The following is a 26,918-nucleotide window of genomic DNA, read 5'->3' on the forward strand; positions in this document are numbered from 1 at the left end:
TCGCCCGGATTTCCGGGTAGAGAACGGAAAAGCCCGTTCGGAACATGGTGTTCTCGAACGGGCTTTTCGATGTGCGAGATGTCAGGGCACGAGCTGCGGATTCAGAGTGACAGCGGCCGCCCCGATACCGGCGCCGACCAGACCGCCGATGCCCGCCGCGGGCAGCCCGGCGAGACCGGCGCCGATCGCGGCGCCGATCGCGACACCCGCGACCGCGCCGATCGCGATGGACGGCCCGGCGATCACGGCCTGTGCGGCCAGGCCCGCGATGAAGATCGGTACGTCGATGAGGCAGCCTGTGGTGACACAGCCGACGATCGCACCGATCAGGACGCCTGCTGCGACAGTGCCGATGCCGATCATGAAGCCGGCGGCGGCACCGATGACGCCACCGACCACCGCGCCGGGAATCGCGCCGACGACGGCGGCCGGGATACCCGCGGCGGCCGCGCCGACGCCGGCGCCGACCAACGCTCCGGTGCCCACCTTGCCGGGGTCGACGATCGGCGCGTCGATCGGAGCGTTGATCGAGATCAGCGCCTCGGCCGGTGTAGCGACACTGCGGAACGACACCTCGCGACCGTCGACGCGGACCACGTTCTGCTCGTCGACGGTCAGCGTGTGCCCGTCGATCGTCATCGTCCGGGCGTCGACGAACGTGATGGTGTGTCCCTCATAGGAAGTGGTGCGTTCGATGCTCGACACCACGGGCGCGACCGGTGCGACGGGTGCGGCGGAAGCCACGTCCGCACACGTCACGGCGATCGCCACCGGAAGCGCGCCCATAGCGAGTACGCGGCTCAAAGACCTGGTGGCATGACGACGAGTCATATTCCCCCCTTTTTTTCATGTAACGAATTGTCGATGGGACGCGATGATTCAACCTGAGAAAATTTCAGCCGGGCAAATCTTGTGACTCTTCCGACTTCACATCGAAATTGAGATATTCGGCACAATTTTCTTTCGCTCACAGCTGCGCTCACGAATTGCGTTCCGCCGCAGCGTGCCACCAGGTGGGCGGTGACGGGTGGGCGGGTCGTGATTCGGGCTGGTCGGGATGTAGTCCCAGCGGTCGAAGGACTTCGCCGCGGACGGATACGCAGACCGAACAGCCGAAACGGCCGTCGGGGTGTTGGACTCGCGGGAGGTCGACGCGGATCTCATCGGCGGCGAAAGGCATCCAGTCGATCCCGCGGTCGCGCAGTCAACCCCGTAATGCGCTGATCGGTCGCGGTGCGCCTTTGATGGCGTCGTAACTCAGCAGGAGAATCCACTCGGGCTCGACAGGGATCATCTGACCATTGTGACCGAGGCAGCGGAAATGGTCCGGTGGTCAGGTCGTGAGTTCGCGTTGGAGGGGGGTGCGGAAGCGGGGAATGGCGCGGGTGGTGCCGAACCAAGTGGTGGTGCGGTCGATTTCGGTGTCGATGAGTTTTCGGGTTTCGGGGGAGACGTCTTCCAGGAGGCGGGTGACTATTTCGCCGTCGGGGCGTTGGGCCCAGCCGCCGACGATGCGGCCGTCGGCCCAGATGGAGGGGCCGATGTTGCCGTTGGTGTCGAAGAGGGCGGCGGCGTGGGGGCCGAGGAACCAGTCGCGGGACTGCCAGCCCATGGGGGTGGGGTCGAGGGCGGGGAGCAGGGCTGCCCAGGGCTCGGGGGTGGGGACGGGGGCGAGGTCGTCGGACAGGATGATGCCGGGGGTGCCGTCGAGATCGACTTCGGTGGTGTCCAAGGGGGACAGGGCCTTTCGGACCTCGCTGAGAGTCCAGCCGGTCCACCACTTCAGGTCGCTGACGGGGGCAGGGCCGAAGGCGTAGAGCCACCGGCGGACCAGTTCGGTGCGGGCATCCTCGGCGGGCATCGGTGTAAAGCCTTGGGGGAGCCAGGTTTCCACAGGAGACCAGGTGTACTGGCTGCTCGTCCAGCCGCCGTTGGGACGGCCGCGGACGATGCGGCCCTCGGCACCGAGGATCACCAGGACCCAGGTGGTGATGCTCGTGGGCTTGGAATACGACTTGCCGGGCGCGGTATTGATCTTGGTCTGCAGCCGGGGGACGTCCTTGCCCAGCTGGGCGCCGGTGGCCGCGCCGCGCGCCAGCAGCGCCGCGTGGGTCTCGGCCTCCACCGCGCGCAACCAGGTGTCGACGTCGTCGTCGATCCCGGCCTGCTCGAGATAGCGGCCGTAGGCGCGGCGCTGCTTGTGGGCGAGCGCGTCGCAGGTGGAGGCTTGCAGGACCGGGAGCAGCTCGGTGGGGGCGACGAACATGGTGCGGCGCATGGCGAGCAGACGCAGCAGGGTGCGGTCGGCGTAGAGCGCCTTCTCCACATCCGCCGGGGTGAGGTCGATACCGCGCGCGCCGACCGACAGGAACACCGTCGCGGGGTCGGTGGCGTGCAGGACGACCATCGACCGGGCGATGTCGACCGGGTCGGTGGACCGGGCGGAGGGGGCGAGGCGATGCCGGATCGCCAGGCGGGCCCGCCGCTGCGCGCTATCGATCGAGACCATGGGCCGCATCCTAAGCGGGGCCACCGACAGAAACGCCCGCCCGCTTAGTGTCCATTTTGTGCAGACCGCCCGGTCACCGTTTTCGCTCCGACGCCCGAATCCCGTTGCTATCGTCCGCACATGAGCGTTGCGCCACCCGTTGTCACCGCGGCTGAGCTGGGCGTGGACGACGAGGAACGGCCCGCACGGACCCTGTCGGGATTCCCGGCCAGGCTGGTCGGGATCGTCGCGCTCGCGGTGGCGCTGCTGTCGATCTGGCAGGTGTTCCGGCCGCTGGCCCAGGGCAGCCAGTACTACCTGGTGGTGTTCCTCGGGATCGCCTTGCCGCTGGTGTATCTGAGTTACCGGTCCTGGTGGGGCAGGCTCGACCGGGCCGACGCGCCCTCGGTGCTCGACTGGGTGCTCGCGGCGATCGCCCTGGTGGTGTGCCTGTATCCGATCCTGCCGGTGACCTTCGGTGAGGCGGGCGGCGGCTACAACGCCTTCCTCGACCGCCAGGGCATGCTCGCTCCACTCGATGTGGCGATGGGTGGGTTGCTGCTGGTCCTGGTACTCGAGGCATGCAGGCGCACAACCGGTGTCATCCTGCCGATCGTATGCCTGGTGTTCCTCGCCTACGGCTACTACGGCGGCCTGCTGCCGCAGAACTGGGCCATCGCCCACGCCGGGCTCGACATCGACCAGATCGTCGACGCGCTGTACAACTCGGGCAGCGGGTTCTACGGCACCCCGCTCGACGTGGCGGCCAGCTACATCGTGCTGTTCACCCTGTACGGCGCGGTACTCGAATTCTCCGGCGCCGCAAGGTTCTTCGTCGACCTGTCGGTGTCGCTGTTCCGGCGCTCGCACAGTGCGGCCGGTCGAACGGCGGTGGCGTCGGGATTCCTGCTCGGCACCGTCTCCGGGTCGGGCACGGCGACGGCGGTGAGTACCGGTGCGGTCACCTGGCCGATCCTGAAACGGGCGGGGTACCGGCCGGAACAGGCGGGCGGCATGCTCGCGGCGGCGGGCGTGGGCGCGATCCTGTCACCGCCGACGCTCGGGGTTGCGGCGTTCATCGTCGCCGAGTACCTCGACGTGTCGTATGTGACCGTGCTCGGCTGGGCGCTCATCCCGACCCTGCTGTACTACCTCGGCATCCTGCTGTCGGTGGAGATCGATGCCCGTCGCATCCATGCGGAAGGCCGCGCCCCGGCCGATCTCGCCGACGGCCCGCTGCCGACCCCGTGGTGGAAACTGCTGGGACGCTTCGGGTATCACTTCTCGTCGCTGATCGTCATCGTGGTGCTGCTGCTCGCCGGCGTGAGCGCGACCCGTGCCGTCGTCTACGCCACGGTGCTCGCCTTGATCCTGGCCGTGCCGGATCGGATGCTGCGAGCTCGCGAGGCGACCGGAGCCGCGTCATCGACCGGCGAAACGTCGACAGACGGCCTGTCCACAGTCGGCGAGTCGGCAGTCGGCACGCCGGTGGGCGACCCGTCAAAGGGCGACCCGTCATCAGGTGAGGCGTCGACGGGCGACGCGTCGTCCGGCGCAATGGCGACAAAGCCATCGACCCCCACCGGCATCTGGACGCGAAAAATACCGCAGTGGTTCATGTTCGAAGCCCTGCGCGCGCTCTCACTCGGGATGCGCTCGGCGCTGCCGGTCGTGGCCGTGTGTGCGGCAGCGGGTGTGATCACCGCGATGACCACCAAGACCGGTCTCGGCGCCCAGCTGGCCTCGCTGCTGGTGCGGGCAGGCTCGGTGCTATCCGACGACCCCGCCGTCGTCCTCGCCACCACCGCGCTGCTCGCCGCGATCGCGTTGTCGCTGCTCGGTCTCGCGGTGCCGGTGACGGCGTCGTTCGTGATCGGCTGGGTCATCATCGGGCCCGCCCTGCTCGACCTGCACGTCGCCGCGCCCGCCGCCGCCATGTTCGTCTTCTACTTCTCGGTGCTCTCGGAGGTGACCCCGCCGACCGCGCTGGCCGCCGTCGGCGCCGCCGCCGTCACCGGCGCGAAGGCCATGCCGACCATGTGGTCGGCGCTGCGCTACGCGCTGCCCGCCTTTCTCGTGCCGCTGATGTTCGTGCTCACCGACTCCGGGCAGCACCTGCTCGGCCGTGGCGCGCTGCTCGACGTGCTGTGGGTGACCGCGGCCGCGTGCGTCGGCGTCGCGGCGCTGGCGGCCGCGACCGGCGGCTGGATCCTCGGCATCGGCGCGGTGGGGGCGGTGCCGCGCGTACTCGCGGGCGCCGCCGGCCTCACACTGCTGTACCCGCACCCGACGGCGACGGCGATCGGGCTCGGTGTGCTCGTAGTCGCCGCAGCGGCGGGAGCCGTCGAACGCGTGCGTCATCGAAAAGCCACGGGCACACCGTGATCGGTCAGCAGGCGGCGCCGCCGTCGAGGAGAGAGGTCGTCATGATCAGAACACTTGGCATCGTTGTCGCGGCGAGCACCGCCGCCGCCCTGCTCACCGGCTGCGGCGGCCGACAGGACTCGCCGACGGCCGACAGCGGCGGCGAGGTGAGCTGTGAAGTGAAGCAGGACACCAGGATCGGCATCGCCACCGGCAATGCGACCGGCGTGTACTTCGCGCTCGGCAACGCCTACGCCGAACAGATCTCGGCGGCCACCGACGGCAAGGTCAAGGCCACTGCGGCCGAGACCGGCGCCTCGGTGCAGAACATCCAGCAGGTGGTCGGCGGCACCTACCAGGTCGGCTTCTCGCTGGCCGACTCCGCCGCCGACGCCGTGCAGGGCAAGGGCAGCTTCACCAGCGTCCAGCCGGTACGCGCGCTGGCCCGGCTCTACGACAACTACACCCAGGTGATCGTGCGCGCGGATGCCGGCATCAACTCCCTGGCCGACCTACGCGGCAAGCGGGTCTCCACCGGCTCGCCCAAATCGGGCACCGAGGTGATCGCCCAGCGCGTCCTGCAGGCTTCGGGTCTCAACCCCGATACCGACGTCTCCGCCCAGCGCCTCGACCTCACCAAGACTGTCGACGGTCTCAAGGACGGCTCGATCGACGCCATGTTCTGGTCGGGTGGCCTGCCGACGCCCGGCATCACCGACCTGTTCACCACCGCGAGGGACAAGGTCAGGTTCCTCGACATCACGGGGGCGCTGCCGAAGCTGAAAGAGATCAACCCCGTCTACGAGGCGGGCTCGATCCCGGCCGCCACCTACGGCCTGAGCGCCGACGTGCCGACCGTGGTCGTGCCCAACCTGCTCGTGGTCCGCGACGACCTGGACGCGAACCTCGCCTGCGTCCTCACCAAGACCCTGCTCGACCGCAAACCCCAACTCGAGCAGGCGAATCCGGCCGCCAAGGGGATCAATGCCGACACCGCGAGCAAGACCGCGCCCGTAGAGCTGCACCGCGGCTCGGAGGTAGCCCTGCGCTGACGTCGCCCGCCGCCACCCGCGCCCGACACGCGGGTGCCACGGTCCCCGCCACCCTTACCCGGTGCCGGGGACCGTGTGCTGTGCGGGAACAACGCGTGGCGTGGCTCGGTTGTGCGAAACAGACGCCGACCGAAACGAGGATGCGATGACCGAGGCCGTGGCACGCGACGAACGCTGGCTGGGCGAGGAGCTCGATCTGGACGCCTATCTGGCCCGGATCGGCTACGCCGGGCCGCGCACGGCCTCGGTCGACACCCTGCACGCCCTCGTACGCGCCCACACCACCACCATCCCCTTCGAGAACCTCGAGATCATCCTCGGCCGCGGCATCCCGCTCGACCTGAAATCCCTGCAGGACAAACTGGTCCGGCACGCTCGCGGCGGATACTGCTACGAGAACGCCGGACTTTTCGCCGCCGCGCTGGAACGCCTCGGCTTCGAGGTTCGTGGGCTGAGCGGCCGGGTGACCTTCGGTTCGCTGGCCACCGGGGTGATCCGGCCCGCCACCCACGCCCTGCTCCGCGTCACGGCCCCCGACGACGACCGGGTCTGGATCTGCGATGTCGGGTTCGGTGCCGGTCCGCTCGCGCCGTTCGAATTGGCCGACAGCGCGGGCGAATTCACGATGGGGGACTGGCGCTTCCGGCTCGAGCACCGCGACAACCTGTGGGTGCTCTACCAGTTCGGCCGTGACGGCTGGATCGATCGCTACACCTTCACCGAGAACCCGCAGTACCGCATCGACTTCGCGGTGGGGAACCACTTCGTGTCGACCTCGCCACACTCACCGTTCACCACCCGGCCGTTCCTGCAGCGCTTCCGGCCCGACGTCCACCACGTGCTCGACGACCTCACCCTGGTGACCGAATACCCCGACGGCACCAGCGAAAGCCGCGAGATCGATGCCACCGACCTGCCGAAAGTGCTGACCGACGTCTTCGACATCGAACTCGAACCCGCCGACGCGGACGTGCTCGTCACCACACCCTGGCGCACCGCCTGACCGCATTTCGGTACCACTGACACGGCTCGGCGGTTTGCTTCCATCGTGTCGCTACGGCAAATTGATGGTTACTTGCCGGGAAACAAACCCCGATCGCTGCGGTGGGGTCCGATTCAGTGGGGTCGTTTGTGCCGAAGGTTCATTTCGCGTTGCCGGGACAGCCGGAGCAGGGGGTCCGTTCGAGCGGGGCCGCTGCCCGGCCCGGCTGGCGGTCGGACCTGGACGGGCTGCGCGGCGTGGCGATCGCGCTGGTCGTGGCGTTCCACGTGTGGGCGGGCCGGGTCTCCGGCGGCGTCGACGTGTTCCTCGTTCTCTCGGGCTTCTTCTTCACCGGCGCGATCGTGCGCGGGGTGGAACGCAGCGGCCGGGTGGCCGCCACCGAGACCGCGCGCCGGACCCTGCGCAGACTCACCCCCGCGCTGGTCGTCGTGCTGGCGGCGGTCGCGGTCGCGACGATCACCCTGCGGCCCTACACCCTGCTCGGCGAAACCGCCGCGCAGACTCTCGCCTCGATGTTCTACGTCCAGAACTGGTATCTGGCCGTCGCCGAACTCGACTACACCGCGCCCGACCCGACCGTGAGCCCGCTGCAACACCTGTGGTCGATGTCGGTGCAGGGACAGTTCTACCTGGTGATCTTCGCGCTCCTGGCTGGTTGGGCGTGGTTGCGCCGCCGGGGCAGGGCCGACCGGGCGACCCTCATCGCGGCGCTGACCGGAATCGGGCTGCTCTCGTTCTGGTACGCCGCGGTCGGCACCGGCCACCATCAGGCTTGGACCTATTACGACAGTCTCGCGCGCGGGTGGGAACTGCTCGCGGGCGCTGTACTCGCCGTCGCCGCGCCGTGGCTGCGCCTGCCGACCCGGCTGCGCGGCCTGGCGGCTGCGGTCGGGCTCCTCATGGTGTTCGCGTGCGGTCCGCTCTTCGACGGCGCCACCCAGTTTCCCGGCGTCGCCGCCCTGTGGCCGGTGACCGCCGCCTGCCTGGTGATCGCCGCCGGATTCGGATCGGGCACCACACCGGGCACCGCGACCCGGCTGCTGTCGGGACGGGTGTGCACCGAACTGGGTGCGATGGCGTACCCGCTGTACCTGTGGCACTGGCCGATTCTCATCTTCTACCTGGGCGAGACCGGGCGGACCGATGCGGGTGTCGTCGACGGGCTGGTGGTGATCGGTGTTTCCCTGATCCCCGCCTATGCCACCGCGCGCTGGATCGAGGCGCCCCTGCGGATGGGGCCGCGTGGTCAGGAGACACCGCCGCACCGGGCCACCGGGACGCTCGTCGGGGCGCTCACGGTCGCCGTGCTCGCCTCGGCCCTCGGCTGGCAGATGGTGCTGTTCGCCAACCCGGCGGTGCCACCGGAAAACCTCGACAGCCTGCGTTACCCGGGCGCAACCGCGCTGCTCTCCGGCGCCGAATTCCCCAAAGCGCCCATGCGGCCCACCGTGTTCGAAGGTCACGTCGACACCCCGTCGCCGACCACCGACGGGTGCATCACGCCCAACCGCGAGGTCCGCACCTGCGTCTACGGCGACCCCGACGCCACCCGCTCGATCGCGCTCGTAGGCGGCTCGCACTCCGAACACTGGTTGCCGGCACTCGAGGTGCTCGGCGCCGAACACGGCTTCCGGGTGGTGTCCTACCTCAAGGAAGGGTGCCCGCTGGTGCTGGTCGACGAGCCGTCCTACGCCGAATGGCCCTTCCCCGAATGTCACGAGTGGTCGGTGGAAGTGCTCGACCGGCTGGCCGCCGAGCAACCGGACTGGGTGGTCACGCTGTCGACCCGCTACCGCCAGGAGGCACCGGGCGACGAGGTGCCCGGCGAATACCTCGAGGTGTGGTCGGCGCTGCAGGATCGCGGGCTCAATGTGCTCGCCCTGCGCGACACGCCGCGGCTGCGACGCGACGGTGTGTTCTACCGGGCCCCGGACTGTCTGGCGCATCGCGGCGACCCCGACAGTTGCGGGATGGACCGCGCCGAGGCGCTCGACGCGGTCGACCCGGCCGCCGCACCGGCCGCCGGCTATCCGAACATCTACCTGCTCGATCTCTCCGACGCCGTGTGCCGCCCGCAACGCTGCCGGGTCGTCGAGGGCAATGTGCTGATCTATCGCGATGAACACCACCTCACCGCCAGTTACGCCCGATCACTCGCCCCCGAACTGGGCCGCCAGATCGCCGCCGTCACCGGTTGGTGGTGAGAGCGAGATCACCACGCGCGCCGCGGATCCGGCTACCCTCGGACCGGTGCGCATACCCCGCAAGGCATCGGTCCTGCTCGTCGCGCTCGCTGTCGTGCCCGTCGCGTGCTCGTCCGGACCGGACCAGCCACAGGCCGTCGCCGAGGCCTTCGCGAAGGCCCTGAGCAGCGGTGACGCGGCGGCCGCCGCGGCCCTCACCGACGCGCCCGACCAGGCCCGCCAGACGCTCACCACCCTGTTCGAGAACCTCGGCAAGAACGACACCGTGCGGGTGAGCGCCACCGACGAGGCGAGCTTCACCCTCGAATCCACCTGGAAGCTCGGCACGGGCGGTCAGGACGAATGGACCTACACCAGCACCGGAACGGCCGACGAGAACGACTGGACGATCGACTGGAACCCCGCCACCGTGGCGCCCGGCCTCGACCTCGGCCCGCTCAGCTACAGCCCCGTCCCGCCGAAACCCGCACGCGTACTCGACGCGAGCGGTGGTGAGCTGATGACCGAACAGGTGGTCACCCTGGTGACCGTCGCCCCGGACGCCGACCTGCCCGCCGTGGCCGCCGCGCTCGCGCCGCACGGCGTCACCGAAACCACCCTGAGAGCGGATCTCGATGCGGCCCAAGGCAAACCGATCACCGCGGTCGCCCTGCGCGAGGCCGACATCGCACCGGTTCGTGACACGCTGACCGGGCTGCGCGGTGTGACCCTCGCACCGCAGCCGAGGCTGCTGACCGTCGACAAGACCCTCGCGGCACCGACCCTGGCCGGACTGGCCGAACTGTGGCAGCACCAGGCCGACGACGCGGCGGGCTGGGCGGTACGCGCCCACACCCCCTCGGGGACCCAGCGCATCGCCGGTCCCGACGCCACCGCGACCACCGACATCGCCACCACCCTCGACATCGACCTGCAGAACGCCGCCGAAGGCGCGCTGGCGCCCGTGCCGACGCCCGCCGCCATCGTGGCGCTGCGGCCCTCGACGGGCGAGGTGCTCGCCGTCGCGCAGAACGCACCCGCCGACGCGCAGGGCCCCATCGCGCTCACCGGGCTCTACCCGCCCGGTTCGACGTTCAAGACCGTCACCGTGTCGGCCGCGTTGCAGGCGGGCGGTGTCACCGCCGACACCGTCCTGCCGTGCCCCGGCCGCGCCACCATCGAGGGCCGAACCATCCCCAACGACGACGGTTTCGACCTCGGTGACGTGCCGCTGCACACCGCCTTCGCCCGGTCCTGCAACACGACGATGGCGCAGCTCGGTGTGCGCCTGCCCGCCGACGGGCTCACCCAGGCCGCCGCGCAACTCGGCCTCGGCGTGGACTATGTGACACCCGGCTTGACGACAGTCACCGGGAAAGTTCCCTCCGCGCAGAATCCGGCGCAGCAGGTGGAGGCGAGCATCGGGCAGGGCACGGTCACCGCGTCACCGTTCGGGATGGCGCTCGTCGCCGCCTCGCTCGCCCACGGAACCGCGCCCGCGCCGTCGGTCGTCGTCGGTCGTCCTGGCACCGCCGATCGCCGGACCGAACCGGTGCCCGCCGCGGTGACCTCGCAGGTGGAAGCCATGATGGCCGAGACCGTGAGCGCCGGAACCGCCACCGCCCTGCGCGACATCCCCGGCCTGCTCGGCAAGACCGGCACCGCCGAGTACATCGACGACGAACACGCACACGGATGGTTCGTCGGAATCCGTGGCGACCTCGCCTTCGCGGTGTTCGTCGCCGACGCGGGCAGCTCCGGACCGGCGGTCGAGTCGGCGGGCAGGATGCTTCGTGTGACACGATGAGCCATCTCACTCTCCGCAGGCGTGCAATCCCCCCGCTGCCGCACGCGGTCACCACCAGTCGAGCTACACTCGTCGGCGGGCCATACCCATGGTCAATACGCGGGATGTCACAATTTCGAGAAGGTTCGGAGTAGGCGCCATCGATACCGGTCAGAAGATCGCGGAGCATTACCGCCTGGTCGAGCGTATTGGTAGCGGCGGCACAGGCGTTGTATGGCGCGCTGTCGACGAACGCCTCCAACGCTCGGTTGCGGTGAAGCAGATCCACATCAAGCCGAGCCTGCCCGAGGCCGAGCGAGATGTGCTGCGCCAGCGTGCGATTCGCGAAGCACGCAACGCGGCACGCTTCCAGCATCCCAATGCCATCGTCGTTTTCGACATCACCGAGCACAACGGTGATCCGTGCCTGGTGATGGAGTACCTGAAGTCGGTGAGCCTCGCCGCGGAACTGGGACAGAAGGGCCCGCTGCCGCTGCTCGAGGTGGCCCGCATCGGTGAGCAGGTGGCGTCCTCGCTGATCGCCGCCCACCAGGCCGGGCTCGTGCACCGCGACGTGAAGCCGGGCAACATCCTGCTCGGCGAGCACGGTGAGGTGAAGATCACCGACTTCGGCATTTCGCGGGCCGCGGGCGATGTGACCCTCACCGAGACCGGCCTCATCTGCGGCACCGCCGCGTACCTGGCGCCCGAAGTGGCGCGCGGCGCCGACCCGACACCGGCCGCCGACGTGTTCGCCCTCGGCGCCACCCTGTTCCACGCGCTGGAAGGCGAACCGCCCTACGGCGCCAACGCCAACCCGCTCGCGGTGCTCTACGCGGCCGCCAACGGCCAGGTGCGCGAACCGCACAATGCCGGTCCGGCCACCGATTTCCTGCTCGACCTGCTCAACCCGGAACCGCTCGATCGTCCGACGATGACCGAGGCCCGCGACGCGCTGGCCGCCTTCGCCGACGATGCCGACGCGGTGCCCGCGGGATTCGTCCCCGCCAGCGAGGCGTACGGCCGCCGCAATTCGGCCGCGACCACGCAGGTGATCCGGCAGTCCGGCGGCAGGCGTGCCTCGCACGCGGGTGCGTCCAGCGCGGCTACCCGTCAGATCCGTTCGCAGCCGCGCCCGCAGCCGCGTTACGACACCGCCGCGCATCCGCCCACCCAGGCCCAGCCCGCCCCCGCGCCCCGCAAGCAGCCGGGCAAGGGCCGTGCGGTGCTGATCGGCTCGGGTGTTGGTGCGGTGATCGCCGCGATCGCCGTCGCGATCAGTGCCATGAGTGGGTCGGACTCCGATTCGCCTCAGGTGCAGGCGAATTCGACGACGACGGCCCAGGCCGCTGTCGCGCCGACGACGACCTCGGCGATCCCCGCGCTGGGTCAGGCGCCCAATACCGGCACCGTGAACATCGGCTCGGCCGGTTTGCTGGTGGAGAACTTCTTCAGCGATCCCGCCGGGTCGTGGTCGATGCTCACCCCCGCCGCGCAACAGGTGTACGGCAGCGAGGCCGAGTTCCGGCAGTACTGGAACTCGCGCGTCATCACCAGCTTCACCAGCATCACCGCCGTCAGCGGCAACAACGCCGACGGCTCGACCGATATGCGCCTGGCCAGCATCACCATCGACGGCCAGACCAAGTCCATGGTCATGCGCGTGGTGAACTACAACGGGAACCTACGCATCGACGGCGACACCCGCTAGCTCAGCCGCCGAAAACCGCTGGTCCGCCCGATACACACGGGCGGATCGGCGCGCGAGGAGGATGTGGCGGAAAAGCGGTGGTTGCCGCCCATTAGGCTGGTACCTGACCTGATGCCACGCACAGAACAGGACCGCACTCCGATATGACTCCCCGCATCGAGCTCGCCCGCGTCGATCTGCGCGGTCGTACTCCCTCCGCCGCCGAGCTGCGCACCGCGCTGCCGCGCGGAGGGGTCGACGTCGACTCGGTGCTGCATCATGTGCGGCCGGTCGTCGAAGACATCCGCGACCGGGGCGCCGAAGCCGCGCTGGACTACAGCGAGAAGTTCGACGGTGTCCGCCCCAGCGCGGTCCGGGTGCCGGTCGCCGAGCTGGGCAAAGCCCTCGACGCCCTCGACCCCGCCGTGCGCGCCGCGCTCGAGGTCGCCATCGAGCGGACCAGGAAGGTGCACGCCGATCAGCGCCGCACCGACTCGGTCACCGAGGTGGTGCCCGGCGGCACCGTCACCGAGAAGTGGGTGCCGGTGGAACGGGTCGGCCTGTACGTACCCGGCGGTAATGCCGTGTACCCGTCCTCGGTCGTGATGAACGTCGTCCCGGCGCAGGCCGCGGGCGTGGAATCGCTGGTGGTGTCCTCGCCGCCGCAGGCGCAGTTCGGTGGGCTGCCGCACCCGACGATCCTGGCGGCCGCCGCGCTGCTCGGTGTCGACGAGGTGTGGGCCGTCGGTGGCGCGCAGGCCGTGGCGTTGCTGTCCTACGGCGGCACCGATACCGACGGTGCGGCGCTGGAGCCGGTCGACCTCATCACCGGACCGGGCAATATCTATGTCACCGCCGCCAAGCGGCTGTGCCGCGGCCTGGTCGGTATCGACGCCGAGGCGGGCCCCACCGAGATCGCCGTGCTGGCCGACGCCACCGCCGACCCGGTGCACGTGGCCGCCGACCTGATCAGTCAGGCCGAGCACGATGTGCTCGCCGCCAGCGTGCTCGTCACCGATTCCGTCGCCCTCGCCGACGCGGTCGATGCCGCCGTCAATGCCCAGTTGGCCGTGGTGAAGCACCACGACCGGGTGCGGGAAGCGTTGAGCGGCAAGCAGTCCGGGATCGTGCTCGTCGACGACATCGCCCAGGGGCTTCGGGTGGTCGATGCCTACGCCGCCGAACACCTCGAGATCCAGACCGCCGACGCGTCGGCCGTGGCGGCACGAGTGCGCAGTGCGGGCGCGATCTTCGTCGGTCCGTGGGCGCCGGTGAGTCTCGGTGACTACTGCGCCGGGTCCAATCACGTGCTGCCGACCGCGGGCTGCGCACGGCACTCCTCGGGATTGAGCGTGCAGACCTTCCTGCGCGGCATCCACATCGTGGAGTACACCGAGGCGGCGCTGAAGGATGTCGCCGGACACGTTGTGGCCCTGGCGAATGCTGAGGACCTGCCCGCGCACGGCCAGGCTGTGCAGGCGCGATTCGAGGCATTGTCATGAGCACCCCCACCGTGCCCGGCGCCTCGGCGACCCTCGACCAGCTGCCGCTGCGCGACAACCTGCGCGGCAAATCTCCGTACGGCGCACCGCAATTGACGGTGCCGGTGCAGCTCAACACCAACGAGAACCCGCACCCGCCGAGCCGTGCGCTCGTCGACGATGTCGCCGAGTCGGTGCGGGCGGCCGCCGCCGACCTGCACCGCTACCCGGATCGGGACGCGGTCGCGCTGCGCCACGATCTGGCCGAGTACCTGACCCGCCAGACCGGTGTCGCCGTCGACACCCGCAATGTGTGGGCGGCCAACGGTTCCAACGAGATCCTGCAGCAGCTGTTGCAGGCCTTCGGTGGACCGGGTCGCAGCGCACTGGGTTTCGTGCCGTCGTACTCGATGCACCCGATCATCTCCGAGGGCATCGACACCGAATGGCTCGAGGCCGCGCGCGGCAGCGACTTCTCCCTCGACATCGACTACGCCGTCGCGCAGATCGCCGAACGCCGTCCCGACGTGGTGTTCGTGACCAGCCCGAACAATCCGACCGGGCACAGCGTCCCGAGCGACGACCTCGAGCGTGTGCTCGACGCCGCACCGGGCATCGTGGTCGTGGACGAGGCGTACGGGGAGTTCTCGGCTGCGCCGAGCGCGATCACCCTGATCGACCGGTACCCGACCAAGCTGGTCGTCACCCGCACGATGAGCAAGGCGTTCGCCTTCGCCGGCGGCCGCCTCGGTTACCTGGCGGCCTCGCCCGCCGTGATCGACGCGATCCTGCTCGTCCGGTTGCCGTATCACCTCTCGGTGGTCACCCAGGCCGCCGCCCGCGCCGCCCTGCGCCACGCCGACGAAACCCTTGCCAGTGTGGCCGAATTGGCCTCCCAGCGTGATCGGGTCGCCGCGGCGCTCGCCTCGTTCGGGTTCCAGGTGATCCCCAGCGACGCCAATTTCGTGCTGTTCGGCCGGTTCACCGACGCGGCCCGCGCCTGGCAGCACTACCTCGACGCCGGGGTACTCATCCGCGATGTCGGCATTCCCGGCTACCTGCGCGCCACCATCGGGCTCGCCGCCGAGAACGACGAGTTCCTGCGCGTGAGCCGCGATATCGCCGCCACCGACCTCACTCACTAAAGCGTGGAGAAACAGACCATGAGCAGAACAGCGCGGGTGGAACGGGTCACCAAGGAATCCTCGATCCTGGTGGAGCTGAACCTCGACGGCAGCGGCAAGACCGAGATCTCCACCGGTGTGCCGTTCTACGACCACATGCTCACCGCCCTCGGCGCCCACGCCGGGTTCGACCTGGTGGTGCGCGCCGAAGGCGATATCGAGATCGAGGCGCACCACACCGTCGAGGACACCGCCATCGTGTTCGGGCAGGCCCTCGGGCAGGCGCTGGGCGACAAGAAGGGCATCCGCCGGTTCGGCGACGCCTTCATTCCCATGGACGAGACCCTCGCCCACGCCGCCGTCGACGTGTCGGGCCGGCCGTACTGCGTGTTCACCGGCGAACCGGAACACCTGGTGCACACCGTCATTCCGAGCGCGGGCCCCGGTGCTTCGTACTCGACGGTGCTCAACAAGCACGTGTTCGAGTCGATCGCGCAGAACGCGCGGATCGCCCTGCACGTCCGGGTGCTCTACGGGCGCGACCAGCACCACATCACCGAGGCCGAATTCAAGGCTGTCGCACGGGCTCTGCGAGCGGCCGTCGAGATCGACCCCCGCGTGAGCGGTGTGCCGTCCACGAAAGGTGTGCTGTGAAATCCGTCGTGCTGCTGGACTACGGTTCCGGCAACCTGCACTCCGCCGAACGCGCGCTGGTGCGAGCCGGTGCCCAGGTAGAGGTCACCGCCGACCCGACCGCGGCGTTGGCGGCCGACGGGCTCGTCGTCCCCGGTGTCGGCGCGTTCGCGGCCTGCATGGCCGGGCTGCGCGCGGTGCGTGGTGAACGCATCATCGGGCAGCGACTGGCCGGTGGACGCCCGGTGCTCGGCATCTGCGTCGGCATGCAGATCATGTTCGACCGGGGTGTCGAGTTCGGGGTGGAGACCGAGGGCTGTGGTGAATGGCCGGGCACGGTCGCGGGGCTCGAGGCCCCCGTCCTGCCGCACATGGGCTGGAACACGGTGAAAGCGCCCGCCGACAGCACCCTTTTCGCCGGCATGGACGCCGACACCCGCTTCTACTTCGTCCACTCCTATGCGGCCCAGCAGTGGGAACTGCCCGAAGCCGACCACATTCCGCCGCCGAAACTCACCTGGGCCGAGCACGGTGTGCCGTTCCTCGCCGCCGTCGAGAACGGTCCGCTCTCGGCCACCCAGTTCCACCCGGAGAAGTCCGGCGACGCGGGTGCTCAGTTGCTGCGCAATTGGATCGGGTCGCTGTAGGTCAGCCGAGCCTGGGGTCGGCGGCGGTGGATTCGATCGTCTCGCCCGGGGTGTAGTACAGCTCCACGACGTTGTCGATGTCGAGGTGGCGATGCCAGTGGCCCTTCGGCACGACGACGAATTGTCCTGCGGTGAGCCGGTTTCGGTGACTGCTGTCGTCGGTGAGGATCTCCACGGTGACACTGCCGTGCAGGACCATCAGGAATTCGTCGGTGTCGGGGTGCAGTTCCCAGTCGGAGCCGGGGAGTTCGGCGCCGTGATACATGCAGAACGCTCCGGTGTTGAACGGGGCCAGTTCGCGGAAGTCGAACTGGGCGAGGGTTTTCGCGGTGGTGATGGGGTCGTGTTTGCGCATGGTTCGGCCCTTCTTGGACGGGTTCGGTCGGTGATCGTCAGTGGAGCGGGTGGGGTGCCGGGTCGGATTCGGAGCCGTGCCCGGTGGTGACGAAGGCGTGGATCGGGGTGGCGCAGGCGGCCGGGTCGTCGAACCAGGGGTTGTGGCCGCCGGGGACTTCTTCGAGGTGCGCTGTGGGGATGTGTTCGATGCTGGGGAGAGCGTCGGCGGGGGAGAGGATGACGTCGTCGCGGCCCCAGACGAAGAGCAAGGGGATGTCGAGTCGGCTCAATTCTGTTGGGGTGAGGATGTTTTCGGGGCGCGGTGTACGGCCGTCGAGTAGCCGCCTCAGCAGCGAGCGATAGGCGGCGGCTTGACCCGGTCGGCGGAGGGGGAGCCGGTGCAGGTCGACGAGGTCGTCCGACATGGCGGCGACCGCCTGCTCGCCGAGGGCCTCGCTCAGGGCGGCTTCGGCGAGGAACCGGGGTGAGGGCAGTCCCATGAGCGCCTGTTCCATCCGGCCACGGAGCGGGGTGGAGAGGGAGACCATCGCGGGAACGGGCCGGGCGCCGGGGAGGGCGGTAGCCGGTGCGCCGACGAGTACGGCGCGCGAGATTCGGTCGGGCGCGTCCAATGCTGTCCAGAATGTGCACAGGCCGCCCAGGGAGTTGGCGATGATGGTTGCTTTCGGCAGGCCGAGTGCGTCGAGAGTTCCGGTCAGCGTGGTGACGGCGAATTCGCGCAGTGAAGGGCCGGTCCACTGCGGTGCAGGGGCCAGTCCGTGACCGGGGAATTCGACCAGGATGTGGCGGTAACCGGGGAGTTCGGACAGTAGAGGTGCGAAGCCTAGCGCCGGTGCGGTGATGCCGTTGAGGTAGATCAACGGACTTCCCGCGCCGACGCTGAGCACTCTGACACGCGGATCACGTTGCGGCAGTGGATGTTCGGTGATGGTCAGACCGTGTGCGCTGGCAACCCGGTGTTCGATCGCGCGAATCCGATTGTCGAGAGAGGGCGTCATGGATCAACTGTCGCGCGGGGAACGCGGGTAGGTCTTGAACGAATGTCCGCTTTCGGTGCGGAGTGCAATGCTCGTCCGTGCGTCCGTGCGTCCGTGCGTCCGTGCGTCCGTGCGTCCGTGCGTTGGTGCGTTGGTGCGTTGGTGCGTTGGTGCGTTGGTGCGTTGGTGCGTTGGTGCGTTGGTGCGTTGGTGCGTTGGTGCGCGATGAGTTGTGGGTGCGCCGGTGCGCGATGAGGTGTGGGGATTGGCGGCCGCGGGGATGTCGTGCGAGATGACGCCGGGTGGCCTGGCGATCGCCAGGCGCCGTTCGGCCGAGGCGGTCGTCGCGGCGTGGTGTGTGCGGGTTGCGGTGTGTGTGCGTCGGTTGGTCAGTTGGCGAGGGTGCGCGGCGTGGTGCCGGCGAAAGCGACGATCTCGCGATGGAGGTGGGGCTGATCGGCGTAGCCACAGATCGCGGCGACGTCTGCCACGGGTTGTCCGGCGGCGAGGCGATCCAGTGCGTGCCGGAATCGCACTATCTTCGCGGCCTGCTTGGGGGTGACACCTACTTGTGCGGTGAATCGGGACCACAGTCGCTGCCGGCTCCACCCGGTCCACTCGGCCAGTTCCTGCACCCGTACTCGGCCACCGGTGGCGACGATGCGGTTCCAGCATGCCGCTACCTCGGGATCGGCGGCGCCGACTGGTTCGCGGTGGGCGAGGAATGCCGTCAGAATGGTGAATCGCCCTGCCCACGTGGACGTTTCGGACAGTTGCTCGCGCAGTAGGGTTGCTTCGCGTCCCCACACGGCGTCGAGATCGACCGCCTCGCCGCGCAATTCGGAGGGAGCGGCGCCCAGCAGAGCGCGCGTGGACAGGGGCGACAGCCGTATCTCGAGGCATTCGATGCGGTCGGCCGTCACCTGCTGCGGCACCGGTGCCAGTCCGGCGACCACACCGCCGAGCTGCCGCTGTTCACCACCGGCTGTGACCCGCAGCGGAGCATCGCAGAACTGGATCACGACGGTCACCTCGGGCCGCGCGCACACCCGCATCGGCGCGCCTGTCCCGACTCGCTCCAGGAACCCGCCCATCATCGCGCCCGGAACCCGATTGAAATCGGGAGTCGCAACCTCCCAGCCCCCACCCAGTTCCGCTTCGGACACGATCGGGCGCATCTCACCAGCGTAGGTGGGTGGTGACGTATGCGCCGCCGATCAGCCGCAGCGGGGCGCTGCACACGCTCGGGGCGTGTCGACCGTCGTGGCGTCTTAGAGGCGGTATGGGCGGCCACCCAGATGGCGGGATCGATGGGCACGCCGCACAGATGAGGTCGAAACCCGTACTGACCGGCTATATGTCGATCAGGAGGGGTCGACGCGGGCTTCGGTGGCGGCTTCGGTGCCTGCGGCCCAGCCTTCGGCGCTGCGGATAGTGATGCCTTTGGCGCGGGCGGTGGGGAAGTAGGTGTCGAAGGCCTTGTCGATCTGGTGTTGCCGGGCCGCGAGGACGGGGAGGAGGTGGTTCGGAGCGTGGGCGATCGTGGTGTCGGTGGCCTCGGTGAGGCGCTCGCCGATGCGGGTCGCGTAGGCGGTGAGGAAGGCTTTGCGGTAGTGGCGGGAGCGGGATTCGCCGGTGTCGGCGGTGTCGATCATCGTGCGGGTGGCCTGGACCAGCAGGGAGGTGGACAGCAGCTCGACGAGGTCGAGGTCGGTGTCGTCGCCGACCACGGTGACGAATCCCCATTCGGCGGCGAAGATGGCGCGGCACCGATTGGCGTGCGCCACCCGGTCGATGAGCAGCGCTTTGGCATCGGTGTAGGGCGTGTCGAGCCAGATGCGACGGGTGGCGGGGAGATCGCTCGACGGCTCGAGCAGCAGGTGATCGATGGCGTACTTGGTCATCAGCTCCTGTGCCTTGGCCGACAGCGTCTCGGCCTCGTCGGGGAACGAGGTGGATTCGGCCTTGGCGAGCAGACCGCGCACCCGACCGAGCACCTTCTCGTCCACACCGTGCCGAGGCCGGACCGGCCCGGACGATTCGAGCTTCGGCAGTCGCAGCAACAGCGCGAGCGCTTCGATCACCGTTGTCAGCGCCGCGCTGCCGGTGAGCAAGGCACGATCGGCCCACGCCCGCAGGTGGGGAGTCGTCCACCAGACAGAGGCACCGAGCTCGTCGAGCTCTGCGTCCCACCTCGCATCGGGATGGTGCGCCGCCATCAGATCCAGCAGATACCCCACCGCGAACTCGTCGAGGCGTCGGCGCGCGGCCTGATGGATGTCGCCCGGCAGCCAGCCGAGCTCAGAGGCGTGGGCAATGAGCCGCCGACCTGCCAGTTCGACCCCTGCGGCGAGCTCGTCGGTAACAGTCACCGTGCCGATCGACTCGGCCCCGCCCCGCGCGGCAGCGGCGATGATCGCCTCGGCGATGGTCGCCGGATCACCCGACAGCGCGTCGAAAGCGGTCGGCGGAGCGGGCTTGCGTCCGGTGCGACGCCGACGGTTCTGTTTGGCCATGGTCTACCGATCGTCTCCCGCGCCCGGTCCGGCCAACAAGCGGGCTGGATTTTCCGCTCGGTAGGCCTCGTACCCCTGCGTTATCACCGATCAGGGCCGCCCGCCGCATCGGAAGCTGTCACCGGTTCGGCCGAGGTGCGAACGGTCTCGGTGATCGTGCGGACGAAGGCGGTGCCGGCAGGCGACAAACCGGAGGCGCGCCAGACCAGGCCGTATTCGATGGGTGGGAGATCGTCGAAGGGGAGGTAGACCAGGCTGGGGCGGGGGTAGAAGTGGCCGGCTTGGGCGGCGGCGAGGGCTATGCCGTTGCCCGCTGCCACCTGGACCATCACTTCCTGCCAGTACGGCATGGTCATCGAGCGATGGATCGGTCGGCCCGTGGGGGTGTGGGTGGGGAAGTGGTGGTCGAGGAAGTAGCCCGCCAGTCCCCGTGCGGTGAGGAGGGTTTCGTCGGCCAGGTCGGCCACGGAGACCGAGGTGCGGGTGGCCAGGGGGTGGGAGGTCGGGACGACGAGGACCTTCGCGTCACGCAACAGGACCGGGCCGCTCACCAGATCCGGCTCGACGGCGGGGTACTCGAGGAAGACGAGGTCGAGTTCGCGGCGCCGCAGCTGGCCGAACCGGTCCGACAGCTGGACCTCACGCAGTTCCACCGTGCACGCGGGCCGCTCGGCGCGGAACGCCGTGGCCGCCGACATCAGCATCTCGCTGCCCAATGGGTGTGTGAAGCCGGCCCGCAACACCTCCGCGGCACCCGCGCTGTCGGCCGCTCGGGCCAGCGCGGCCAGAATGCCGTGGTGATGCGGGGCGAGGGTGTCGCGCAGCTGAGTTCCCAAGGGGGTCAACGACACCCGTCTACTCGTCCGCTCGAACAGTGGTTCGCCGATGCGTCGTTCCACGGTGTGGATCATCTGACTCACCCGGGCGCGTGATACCGCGAGCCGCTCCGCCGCCCGCCCGAAGTGCAGTTCCTCGGCCAGCACCAGGAAGGTTTCCTGCTCCTGCCAGTTCATCGTGTGCTCCCGGCGCACTTCACGGCGGTGCGCACGAAGGCCGCCGCACGCGCCGACAGACCCGACGCGCGCCACTGCAGACCGTATTCGATCGGCGCCTGCTCCTCGAACGGTACGTAGACCAGGTCGGGTCGCGGGTAGTACTCGATGCCCTGGGCGGCCGTCACGGTGACACCGATATCCGCGGCGACGTGGGCCAGCAACTCCTGCCAGTACCGTGTCGTCGTCGAACGGCGGATCGGCGACCCGGCGGGAGTCACCGGCGGAACCACGTGATCGAGGAAGTAGCCCGGCACCCCACCGATGAACAGCACGGTCTCTCCGGTCAGATCCTCGACGGTGACCGAGCGTCGCCGCGAGAGCGGATTGCGGGTGGACACCGCCAATACCCGGGCATCGCGCAGCAGCACCGGACCGCACACCAGGTCGGGTTCGGTGGCGGGGAATTCGATGAGCTGCAGATCCAGCTCGCCCGAGCGCAACGCGCTGTAGCGATCGGAGAGCTGCACCTCGCGGATATCGAGAGTGCAGCCGGGGTGGCGTGCGCGCAGGGCATCACCCGCCCCGATCAGCAGCTTGCCCGCCAGCGGGCTGGAGAAACCGACTCGCAGCACGCCGTCGATGCCGCGCGCGGTTTCGGTCACCTCCGCTACCGCGTCCAGTACGCCGCAGTGGTGCGGGAGCAGGTCGTCGCGGAGCTGAATGCCCAAGGGCGTCAGGGAAACCCGACGGCTCGTCCGCTCGAGCAGAGGTGCGCCGACACGGGCCTCCAGTGTCTGGACCAACTGGCTCACCCGGGCCCGCGACAGCAGCAACCGATCCGCCGCTCGCCCGAAGTGCAGTTCCTCGGCCACCGCGAGGAACGTTTCGATCTCTTGCCAGTTCATCCATCACCTCTCATCGGTAAAGGTTCTTTACCGACCGGTGAGTATTTTGCCTGGTGTTCGCCTGTGTCACGCTCCGACCGCCTCACCGGCACCCGCCCGACTGGCCGACAGCGCCGAATCGGGCAGTGCCCGGTGCTGATCAGCTGTCGGCCGGGCACCGACAACGGAATCGGTAATCCTGCCGCAAATATGGTGGCAATTTCTCAGGCGGAAATGTATTCGGAGACAAAAGAATGCGGTGACGTGCGTCTGGCACGTCACCGCATTCGACACCGACCTGAGGGGAGTGGTCGGCAAGTCCGGCTACACCGAATTACTCGGCGGGGGTGTTGAGTTCGCGCGCGCCGAGCAGGATGTCGACGATGTTGGCGCCACCACTGGTGAGGCTGTCGAATGCCGAGCTGCCGGTCTCGAGCACCTCGAGGCCCGCGAGAGCGGCGGCCGAACCGGTACCGGCGGCACCGAGGCCCGCCGAGCCGGTGCCCGCGGCACCGAGACCGGCCGAACCGGTGGCCAGAGCGGGCAGGGCGGCGGCGGAACCGGTACCGGCGGCACCGGCACCCGCGGCGCCCGCACCAGCGGAACCGGTCGCACCGAGGGCGGCCGAGCCGGTGGCACCCAGGGCGGCGGAACCGGTGGCGGCGGCGGCCGAGCCGGTGAAGGCGTTGGCGGCGGCGGCGGGACCGAGCACGGCGATGGCGAGGGCACCGGCAACAGCGAGGGTCTTGCGAGTCATGAGATTTCCTTTCGGTGCCTGCAATCACAGGCTGGTAACGCAAAGGGGCGGTGCGGCGATGAACTCGGTAGGGGTTGGTGTTCCTGCCGACAAAATGGAAAGTTAATCGATGCGGGAAACGAATTGCTAATTGATTCCACGTGGTGATTATCACCATTAATACTTGGTAAACAGAATGTTTCCGCAGGTCAACCCGGTCTGTTCGATCGATCACATAAGGTCTGGCGCATAGCTGGCTAATGGACTTCGGAAATCGGGCAAACTTGTGGCACACGACCTGGTGTGTGATTCCGGCAGGCGGCCGGAGCGGGTGGAGTGACGCGGAGCGCACCGACCAGGACCGTTGCGGGCCCACGGAGCGAGACCTACTAGTCTGATCGGCGTGAGTCTTGTGCTGTTGCCCGCGGTCGATGTCGCCAATGGGGAGGCCGTGCGCCTCGTGCAGGGGGAGGCCGGTAGCGAAACCGGATACGGGTCGCCCCGCGACGCCGCCCTCGCGTGGCAGGAGGCCGGTGCCGAATGGGTGCACCTGGTCGACCTCGACGCGGCCTTCGGTAAGGGCAGCAACCGTGAGCTGATCGCCCAGGTGATCGGCGAACTCGACGTGAAGGTCGAACTCTCCGGCGGAATCCGCGACGACGACTCGCTGAAGGCCGCCCTGGCCACCGGCTGCGCGCGCGTGAACATCGGCACCGCGGCGATCGAGAACCCGCAGTGGTGTGCCCGCGTACTCGGCGAGTACGGCGACCGGATCGCGGTCGGGCTCGACGTCAAGCAGATCGACGGCGAATGGCGGCTGCGCGGGCGCGGCTGGGTAACCGACGGAGGCGACCTCTGGGAGGTCCTCGAGCGCCTCGAACGCGACGGGTGCGCACGCTATGTGGTCACCGACGTCTCCAAGGACGGCACGCTCACCGGCCCCAACCTCGAACTCCTCAGCCAGGTGGCCAATGCCGCCGAGGCGCCCGTCGTGGCCTCCGGCGGCATCTCGGTGCTCGACGATCTCGTCGCCATCGCCGGCCTCACCGACGAGGGTGTCGAAGGCGCCATCATCGGCAAGGCGTTGTACGCGGGCCGGTTCACCCTGCCCGAGGCCCTGGCCGCGGTGCGCTGACCTCGCCATGACCACCGCGCCGAGCACCGCCGAACTGTCCGACCTGCTGGCCGTCGCCACCCAGGTACTGGACGGTGTGGTGCCGCGCTATCTCGAGGGTGTCGGCGCGCCGAGCGCGGTCGCCAAGGGCCGCAACGACTTCGCCACCGAACTCGACCTCGAACTGGAACGCACCATTTCCGCCGAGTTGCGGCAGCGCACCGGAATCGCGGTGCACGGTGAGGAATTCGGCGGGCCGGAGCTGACGTCGGGCACGGCCTGGGTGCTCGATCCGATCGACGGCACCTTCAATTATTCGGTGGGACATCCCATGTCGGGCATCCTGCTCGCCCTGGTGCACGAGGGCGAACCGGTGATCGGAGCGACCTGGCTGCCCGGGCTGGGCCGCCGGTACGCCGCCGTCAGCGGCGGTCCGGTGTATCTCGACGGGGTGGCCTTGCCGCCGCTGGCGCCCGGCAAACTCGGCGAGGCCATGATCGGCTTCGGCGCGTTCAACCTGGATTCGGCCGGCCGCATCCCGGGCCAGTTCCGGTTCGACCTGCTCGGCGCGCTGAGCCGGTTGTCCTCCCGGGTCCGCATGCACGGTGCCACCGGAATCGACCTGGCGTTCACGGCCTCCGGTGTGCTCGGCGGCGCGGTGGTGTTCGGGCACCATCCGTGGGACAACGCCGCCGGGGTCGCGCTGGTGCGGGCCGCGGGCGGGGTGGTCACCGACCTGGCGGGCGAGCCGTGGACCATCACCTCCGGCTCGGTGCTCGCCGCCGCACCCGGTGTGCACGAAGAACTCCTTGACATGATCTGCGCGGTCAGCGACGAAGAACGAGGTTGAACACGATGGGTACCAGCACACAGCAGAGCACGCTGGCCGTCCGCGTGATCCCCTGTCTCGATGTGGACGCGGGCCGGGTGGTCAAGGGCGTGAACTTCCAGAACCTGCGCGACGCGGGTGATCCGGTGGAACTGGCCGCCACCTACGACGCCCAGGGTGCCGACGAACTCACCTTCCTCGACGTGACGGCCTCCACCGGCGACCGGGCGACCATGCTCGACGTGGTGACCCGCACCGCCGAACAGATCTTCATCCCGCTCACCGTCGGTGGCGGGGTGCGCACGGTCGAGGACGTGGACCGCCTGCTGCGCGCCGGCGCCGACAAGGTTTCGGTGAACACCGCCGCCATCGCCCGCCCCGAGGTGCTCTCGGAGATGTCGCAGCGCTTCGGTTCCCAGTGCATCGTGCTCTCGGTCGACGCCCGCACCGTGCCCGACGGGCAGCCCGACACCCCGTCCGGCTGGGAGGTCACCACCCACGGCGGCAAGCGCGGTACCGGTATCGACGCCGTCGAATGGGCTGTGCGCGGCGCCGAACTCGGTGTCGGCGAGATCCTGCTCAACTCCATGGATGCCGACGGCACGAAGGCGGGCTTCGATCTGCCGATGATCGCCGCCGTCCGCGCCGCCGTGCACGTTCCGGTGATCGCCAGCGGCGGTGCGGGCGCGGTGGAACACTTCCCGCCCGCCGTCCACGCGGGCGCCGACGCGGTGCTCGCCGCCAGCGTCTTCCACTTCGGCGACCTCACCATCGCCCAGGTCAAAGATGCCATGCGCGCCGACGGCATCACCGTCCGCTGACCCGGCGCCGACCCTCGGCGGTCTCCGTCGTCGGTGCTACAGACCCATGTCCGTGGCGATGACGGTGCGCAGGGCGTCGGAGGTGTCGCCGCCTTGGAGGCGGTCCACGCGGTGGTCGGCGTAGAGGCGGGCAATGGGCGAGTCGGTGAGATAGCCCGCGCCGCCGTGTAGTTGGAGGCAGCGGTCGATGACCCGCGTCGCGGTCTCGGTGGCGAAGAGTTCGGCGGAGGCGGCGTGGGCCGGGTCGAGTGCCGCGCTGTCGTGGGCGGCGAGCGCACGATCGATCACGGCCTCGATGGCATCGACCTCGGCCCGGCAGCCCGCCAGTTCGAACTTGCCGTGCTGGACGGCGGCGACGGGGCGCGCGGCCGGGAGCCGGTCGCGGGTGTGGTCGCGGGCGAAGCGGATGGCCGCCTTGGCCCGGGCGTAGGCGCCGAGCGCGATATTCAGTCGCTGCTGCGGCAGCTGGGCGGCCAGGTGAGCGGCGGCCCGGTGCGGGTCGCCGAGCAGGTCGGTGGCGGGGACTCGCACATCGGTGAAGGTGAGTTCGGCGGTGCCACCGACCTTGCGGCCCAATGTGTCGAGGCGCCTGCCCACCAGGAAACCGGCCGCGCTCGTGTCGACCACCAGCAGCGAAAGACCGTAGGACGGGTCGTCGGGCCGCGGCGGTGCGGTGCGGGCGCACACGATGACCCGATCGGCGTGCACCCCACCGATGACATAGGTCTTCGAACCGTTCAGCACATAGCTGCCCTCGGCTGTCAGTGGCGCGGTGGTGCGCATCCCCTCCGGTTCGGTGCCCGTGCCCGGCTCGGCCACCGCGAGGGCGAACATCGTGTCACCGCTGACGATCCCCGGCAACCACCTGGCCTGCTGCGCCGGGGTGGCCAGCGCGGTGATCAACGGCAGGCAGCGCCCCAGGTGCGCGCCTGCCCCACCGAAGGAGACAGCGGCCCTGGCGATCTCCTCGGCGAGCACGCCACGATAGGCCAGTGAGTCACGCCCGGCACCACCGAACTCCACCGGTACCTCGATACCGAAGACCCCCAGATCTCCGAGCCGGTAATAGAATTCGCGCGGCACGAGTCCGTCCTGGTACCAGCGGCCGAAGCTCGGGACGACCTCGGCTTCGATGAAAGCCCGGATCGTGGCCCGGAAGGCGACGAGTTCGGCGTCGAAAACTGTTCTGCGCATCAGCGATTCCCCTGTTGTCGGCGCGCCTGTGCGCACGGGCCGGG

General features: G+C 69.2%; 23 protein-coding genes. 13 read left to right on the forward strand and 10 right to left on the reverse strand.

The features are described from left to right. Positions 1–81: 81 nt before the first annotated feature. Both ACWEVR_RS24225 and ACWEVR_RS24230 read right to left on the reverse strand, forming a co-directional pair. Complete coding sequence (locus ACWEVR_RS24225) at positions 82–831, reverse strand: hypothetical protein (RefSeq protein WP_452468845.1); 750 nt, start codon at positions 829–831, stop codon at positions 82–84. A 502-nt stretch (positions 832–1,333) separates the two neighbouring features. Beyond that, a complete protein-coding gene (locus ACWEVR_RS24230; protein WP_452468846.1) occupies positions 1,334–2,509 on the reverse strand; it encodes a winged helix DNA-binding domain-containing protein in 1,176 nt (391 codons plus the stop codon). 120 nt (positions 2,510–2,629) lie between these two features. Between ACWEVR_RS24230 and ACWEVR_RS24235 the strand changes: the two genes are divergently transcribed. The 10 genes from ACWEVR_RS24235 (at position 2,630) to hisH (ending at position 16,451) form a co-directional block, all read left to right on the forward strand. Beyond that, positions 2,630–4,873 carry a TRAP transporter permease gene (locus ACWEVR_RS24235; protein ID WP_452468847.1) on the forward strand — a complete coding sequence of 748 codons (2,244 nt, stop codon included), beginning with the start codon at positions 2,630–2,632 and terminating at the stop codon, positions 4,871–4,873. Between the two features lie 41 nt (positions 4,874–4,914). Further along, positions 4,915–5,904, forward strand: coding sequence for a TAXI family TRAP transporter solute-binding subunit (locus ACWEVR_RS24240; protein ID WP_452468848.1), 990 nt, complete (start codon positions 4,915–4,917; stop codon positions 5,902–5,904). 145 nt (positions 5,905–6,049) lie between these two features. After that, the gene (locus ACWEVR_RS24245; RefSeq protein WP_452468849.1) at positions 6,050–6,907 is read left to right on the forward strand and encodes an arylamine N-acetyltransferase family protein; all 858 of its coding nucleotides are present in this window, start codon (positions 6,050–6,052) and stop codon (positions 6,905–6,907) included. A 128-nt stretch (positions 6,908–7,035) separates the two neighbouring features. After that, on the forward strand, positions 7,036–9,111 hold the full coding sequence (locus tag ACWEVR_RS24250; protein ID WP_452468850.1) for an acyltransferase family protein: 2,076 nt from the start codon (positions 7,036–7,038) through the stop codon (positions 9,109–9,111). Positions 9,112–9,157: 46 nt separating this feature from the next. Beyond that, positions 9,158–10,897 (forward strand): penicillin-binding transpeptidase domain-containing protein, encoded by a 1,740-nt coding sequence (locus tag ACWEVR_RS24255; protein WP_452468851.1) that lies wholly within the window; start codon positions 9,158–9,160, stop codon positions 10,895–10,897. 88 nt (positions 10,898–10,985) lie between these two features. Beyond that, positions 10,986–12,587 (forward strand): serine/threonine-protein kinase, encoded by a 1,602-nt coding sequence (locus tag ACWEVR_RS24260; RefSeq protein WP_084457573.1) that lies wholly within the window; start codon positions 10,986–10,988, stop codon positions 12,585–12,587. A gap of 143 nt (positions 12,588–12,730) precedes the next feature. Further along, a complete protein-coding gene (gene hisD / locus ACWEVR_RS24265) occupies positions 12,731–14,068 on the forward strand; it encodes a histidinol dehydrogenase (RefSeq protein WP_067644779.1) in 1,338 nt (445 codons plus the stop codon). After that, a complete protein-coding gene (locus ACWEVR_RS24270) occupies positions 14,065–15,192 on the forward strand; it encodes a histidinol-phosphate transaminase (RefSeq protein ID WP_452468852.1) in 1,128 nt (375 codons plus the stop codon). The genes hisD and ACWEVR_RS24270 overlap by 4 nt, the downstream gene beginning before the upstream one ends. 18 nt (positions 15,193–15,210) lie before the next feature. Then, complete coding sequence (gene hisB / locus ACWEVR_RS24275) at positions 15,211–15,825, forward strand: imidazoleglycerol-phosphate dehydratase HisB (RefSeq protein ID WP_452468853.1); 615 nt, start codon at positions 15,211–15,213, stop codon at positions 15,823–15,825. After that, the gene (hisH, locus tag ACWEVR_RS24280; RefSeq protein ID WP_067644773.1) at positions 15,822–16,451 is read left to right on the forward strand and encodes an imidazole glycerol phosphate synthase subunit HisH; all 630 of its coding nucleotides are present in this window, start codon (positions 15,822–15,824) and stop codon (positions 16,449–16,451) included. The genes hisB and hisH overlap by 4 nt, the downstream gene beginning before the upstream one ends. A 1-nt stretch (position 16,452) precedes the next feature. Here hisH and ACWEVR_RS24285 read toward each other — a convergent pair whose 3' ends face one another. The 7 genes from ACWEVR_RS24285 to ACWEVR_RS24315 all read right to left on the reverse strand — a co-directional run bounded on the left by ACWEVR_RS24285 (position 16,453) and on the right by ACWEVR_RS24315 (position 22,937). Next, entirely contained in the window at positions 16,453–16,806 is a 354-nt protein-coding gene (locus ACWEVR_RS24285; protein WP_067644770.1) for a cupin domain-containing protein, read from the reverse strand. 37 nt (positions 16,807–16,843) lie between these two features. Then, positions 16,844–17,806, reverse strand: coding sequence for an alpha/beta fold hydrolase (locus ACWEVR_RS24290; RefSeq protein ID WP_452468854.1), 963 nt, complete (start codon positions 17,804–17,806; stop codon positions 16,844–16,846). A gap of 368 nt (positions 17,807–18,174) precedes the next feature. Further along, positions 18,175–18,963 carry a helix-turn-helix domain-containing protein gene (locus ACWEVR_RS24295; RefSeq protein WP_452468855.1) on the reverse strand — a complete coding sequence of 263 codons (789 nt, stop codon included), beginning with the start codon at positions 18,961–18,963 and terminating at the stop codon, positions 18,175–18,177. A gap of 186 nt (positions 18,964–19,149) precedes the next feature. Continuing rightward, positions 19,150–20,301, reverse strand: coding sequence for a DUF2786 domain-containing protein (locus ACWEVR_RS24300; RefSeq protein WP_452468856.1), 1,152 nt, complete (start codon positions 20,299–20,301; stop codon positions 19,150–19,152). A gap of 83 nt (positions 20,302–20,384) precedes the next feature. Beyond that, complete coding sequence (locus ACWEVR_RS24305) at positions 20,385–21,314, reverse strand: LysR family transcriptional regulator (RefSeq protein ID WP_452468857.1); 930 nt, start codon at positions 21,312–21,314, stop codon at positions 20,385–20,387. Beyond that, complete coding sequence (locus tag ACWEVR_RS24310) at positions 21,311–22,201, reverse strand: LysR family transcriptional regulator (protein ID WP_452468858.1); 891 nt, start codon at positions 22,199–22,201, stop codon at positions 21,311–21,313. Before ACWEVR_RS24310 ends, ACWEVR_RS24305 begins: the two co-directional genes overlap by 4 nt. 313 nt (positions 22,202–22,514) lie before the next feature. After that, a complete protein-coding gene (locus ACWEVR_RS24315; protein ID WP_067644751.1) occupies positions 22,515–22,937 on the reverse strand; it encodes a hypothetical protein in 423 nt (140 codons plus the stop codon). Between the two features lie 382 nt (positions 22,938–23,319). Here ACWEVR_RS24315 and priA point away from each other — a divergent pair, with 382 nt between their 5' ends. The 3 genes from priA to hisF are packed head-to-tail and all read left to right on the forward strand — an operon-like array spanning position 23,320 to position 25,680. Then, complete coding sequence (gene priA / locus ACWEVR_RS24320; RefSeq protein WP_067644748.1) at positions 23,320–24,051, forward strand: bifunctional 1-(5-phosphoribosyl)-5-((5-phosphoribosylamino)methylideneamino)imidazole-4-carboxamide isomerase/phosphoribosylanthranilate isomerase PriA; 732 nt, start codon at positions 23,320–23,322, stop codon at positions 24,049–24,051. A 7-nt stretch (positions 24,052–24,058) separates the two neighbouring features. Then, on the forward strand, positions 24,059–24,880 hold the full coding sequence (locus ACWEVR_RS24325) for an inositol monophosphatase family protein (protein ID WP_452468859.1): 822 nt from the start codon (positions 24,059–24,061) through the stop codon (positions 24,878–24,880). Between the two features lie 5 nt (positions 24,881–24,885). Further along, positions 24,886–25,680, forward strand: a complete 795-nt coding sequence (hisF, locus tag ACWEVR_RS24330; RefSeq protein ID WP_067498179.1) for an imidazole glycerol phosphate synthase subunit HisF — start codon at positions 24,886–24,888, stop codon at positions 25,678–25,680. Between the two features lie 36 nt (positions 25,681–25,716). Here the strand turns inward: hisF and ACWEVR_RS24335 are convergent, their stop codons facing one another. After that, positions 25,717–26,874 (reverse strand): acyl-CoA dehydrogenase family protein, encoded by a 1,158-nt coding sequence (locus ACWEVR_RS24335; RefSeq protein WP_452468860.1) that lies wholly within the window; start codon positions 26,872–26,874, stop codon positions 25,717–25,719. Positions 26,875–26,918: the final 44 nt, after the last annotated feature.

This window comes from Nocardia sp. NPDC003979, assembly GCF_053605015.1.

Excerpts from the sequence above, each read along its gene's own strand:
- ACWEVR_RS24285 (WP_067644770.1), bottom strand. The coding sequence starts at position 16,806 with ATGCGCAAACACGACCCCATCACCACCGCGAAAACCCTCGCCCAGTTC.
- hisF (WP_067498179.1), top strand. The coding sequence starts at position 24,886 with ATGGGTACCAGCACACAGCAGAGCACGCTGGCCGTCCGCGTGATCCCC.
- ACWEVR_RS24260 (WP_084457573.1), top strand. The coding sequence starts at position 10,986 with ATGGTCAATACGCGGGATGTCACAATTTCGAGAAGGTTCGGAGTAGGC.
- ACWEVR_RS24295 (WP_452468855.1), bottom strand. The coding sequence starts at position 18,963 with ATGCGCCCGATCGTGTCCGAAGCGGAACTGGGTGGGGGCTGGGAGGTT.
- ACWEVR_RS24290 (WP_452468854.1), bottom strand. The coding sequence starts at position 17,806 with ATGACGCCCTCTCTCGACAATCGGATTCGCGCGATCGAACACCGGGTT.
- ACWEVR_RS24310 (WP_452468858.1), bottom strand. The coding sequence starts at position 22,201 with ATGAACTGGCAAGAGATCGAAACGTTCCTCGCGGTGGCCGAGGAACTG.
- ACWEVR_RS24235 (WP_452468847.1), top strand. The coding sequence starts at position 2,630 with ATGAGCGTTGCGCCACCCGTTGTCACCGCGGCTGAGCTGGGCGTGGAC.
- ACWEVR_RS24315 (WP_067644751.1), bottom strand. The coding sequence starts at position 22,937 with ATGACTCGCAAGACCCTCGCTGTTGCCGGTGCCCTCGCCATCGCCGTG.
- ACWEVR_RS24225 (WP_452468845.1), bottom strand. The coding sequence starts at position 831 with ATGACTCGTCGTCATGCCACCAGGTCTTTGAGCCGCGTACTCGCTATG.
- ACWEVR_RS24230 (WP_452468846.1), bottom strand. The coding sequence starts at position 2,509 with ATGGTCTCGATCGATAGCGCGCAGCGGCGGGCCCGCCTGGCGATCCGG.
- ACWEVR_RS24300 (WP_452468856.1), bottom strand. The coding sequence starts at position 20,301 with ATGGCCAAACAGAACCGTCGGCGTCGCACCGGACGCAAGCCCGCTCCG.
- ACWEVR_RS24335 (WP_452468860.1), bottom strand. The coding sequence starts at position 26,874 with ATGCGCAGAACAGTTTTCGACGCCGAACTCGTCGCCTTCCGGGCCACG.
- ACWEVR_RS24245 (WP_452468849.1), top strand. The coding sequence starts at position 6,050 with ATGACCGAGGCCGTGGCACGCGACGAACGCTGGCTGGGCGAGGAGCTC.
- hisB (WP_452468853.1), top strand. The coding sequence starts at position 15,211 with ATGAGCAGAACAGCGCGGGTGGAACGGGTCACCAAGGAATCCTCGATC.
- ACWEVR_RS24240 (WP_452468848.1), top strand. The coding sequence starts at position 4,915 with ATGATCAGAACACTTGGCATCGTTGTCGCGGCGAGCACCGCCGCCGCC.
- ACWEVR_RS24270 (WP_452468852.1), top strand. The coding sequence starts at position 14,065 with ATGAGCACCCCCACCGTGCCCGGCGCCTCGGCGACCCTCGACCAGCTG.
- ACWEVR_RS24325 (WP_452468859.1), top strand. The coding sequence starts at position 24,059 with ATGACCACCGCGCCGAGCACCGCCGAACTGTCCGACCTGCTGGCCGTC.
- hisD (WP_067644779.1), top strand. The coding sequence starts at position 12,731 with ATGACTCCCCGCATCGAGCTCGCCCGCGTCGATCTGCGCGGTCGTACT.
- ACWEVR_RS24305 (WP_452468857.1), bottom strand. The coding sequence starts at position 21,314 with ATGAACTGGCAGGAGCAGGAAACCTTCCTGGTGCTGGCCGAGGAACTG.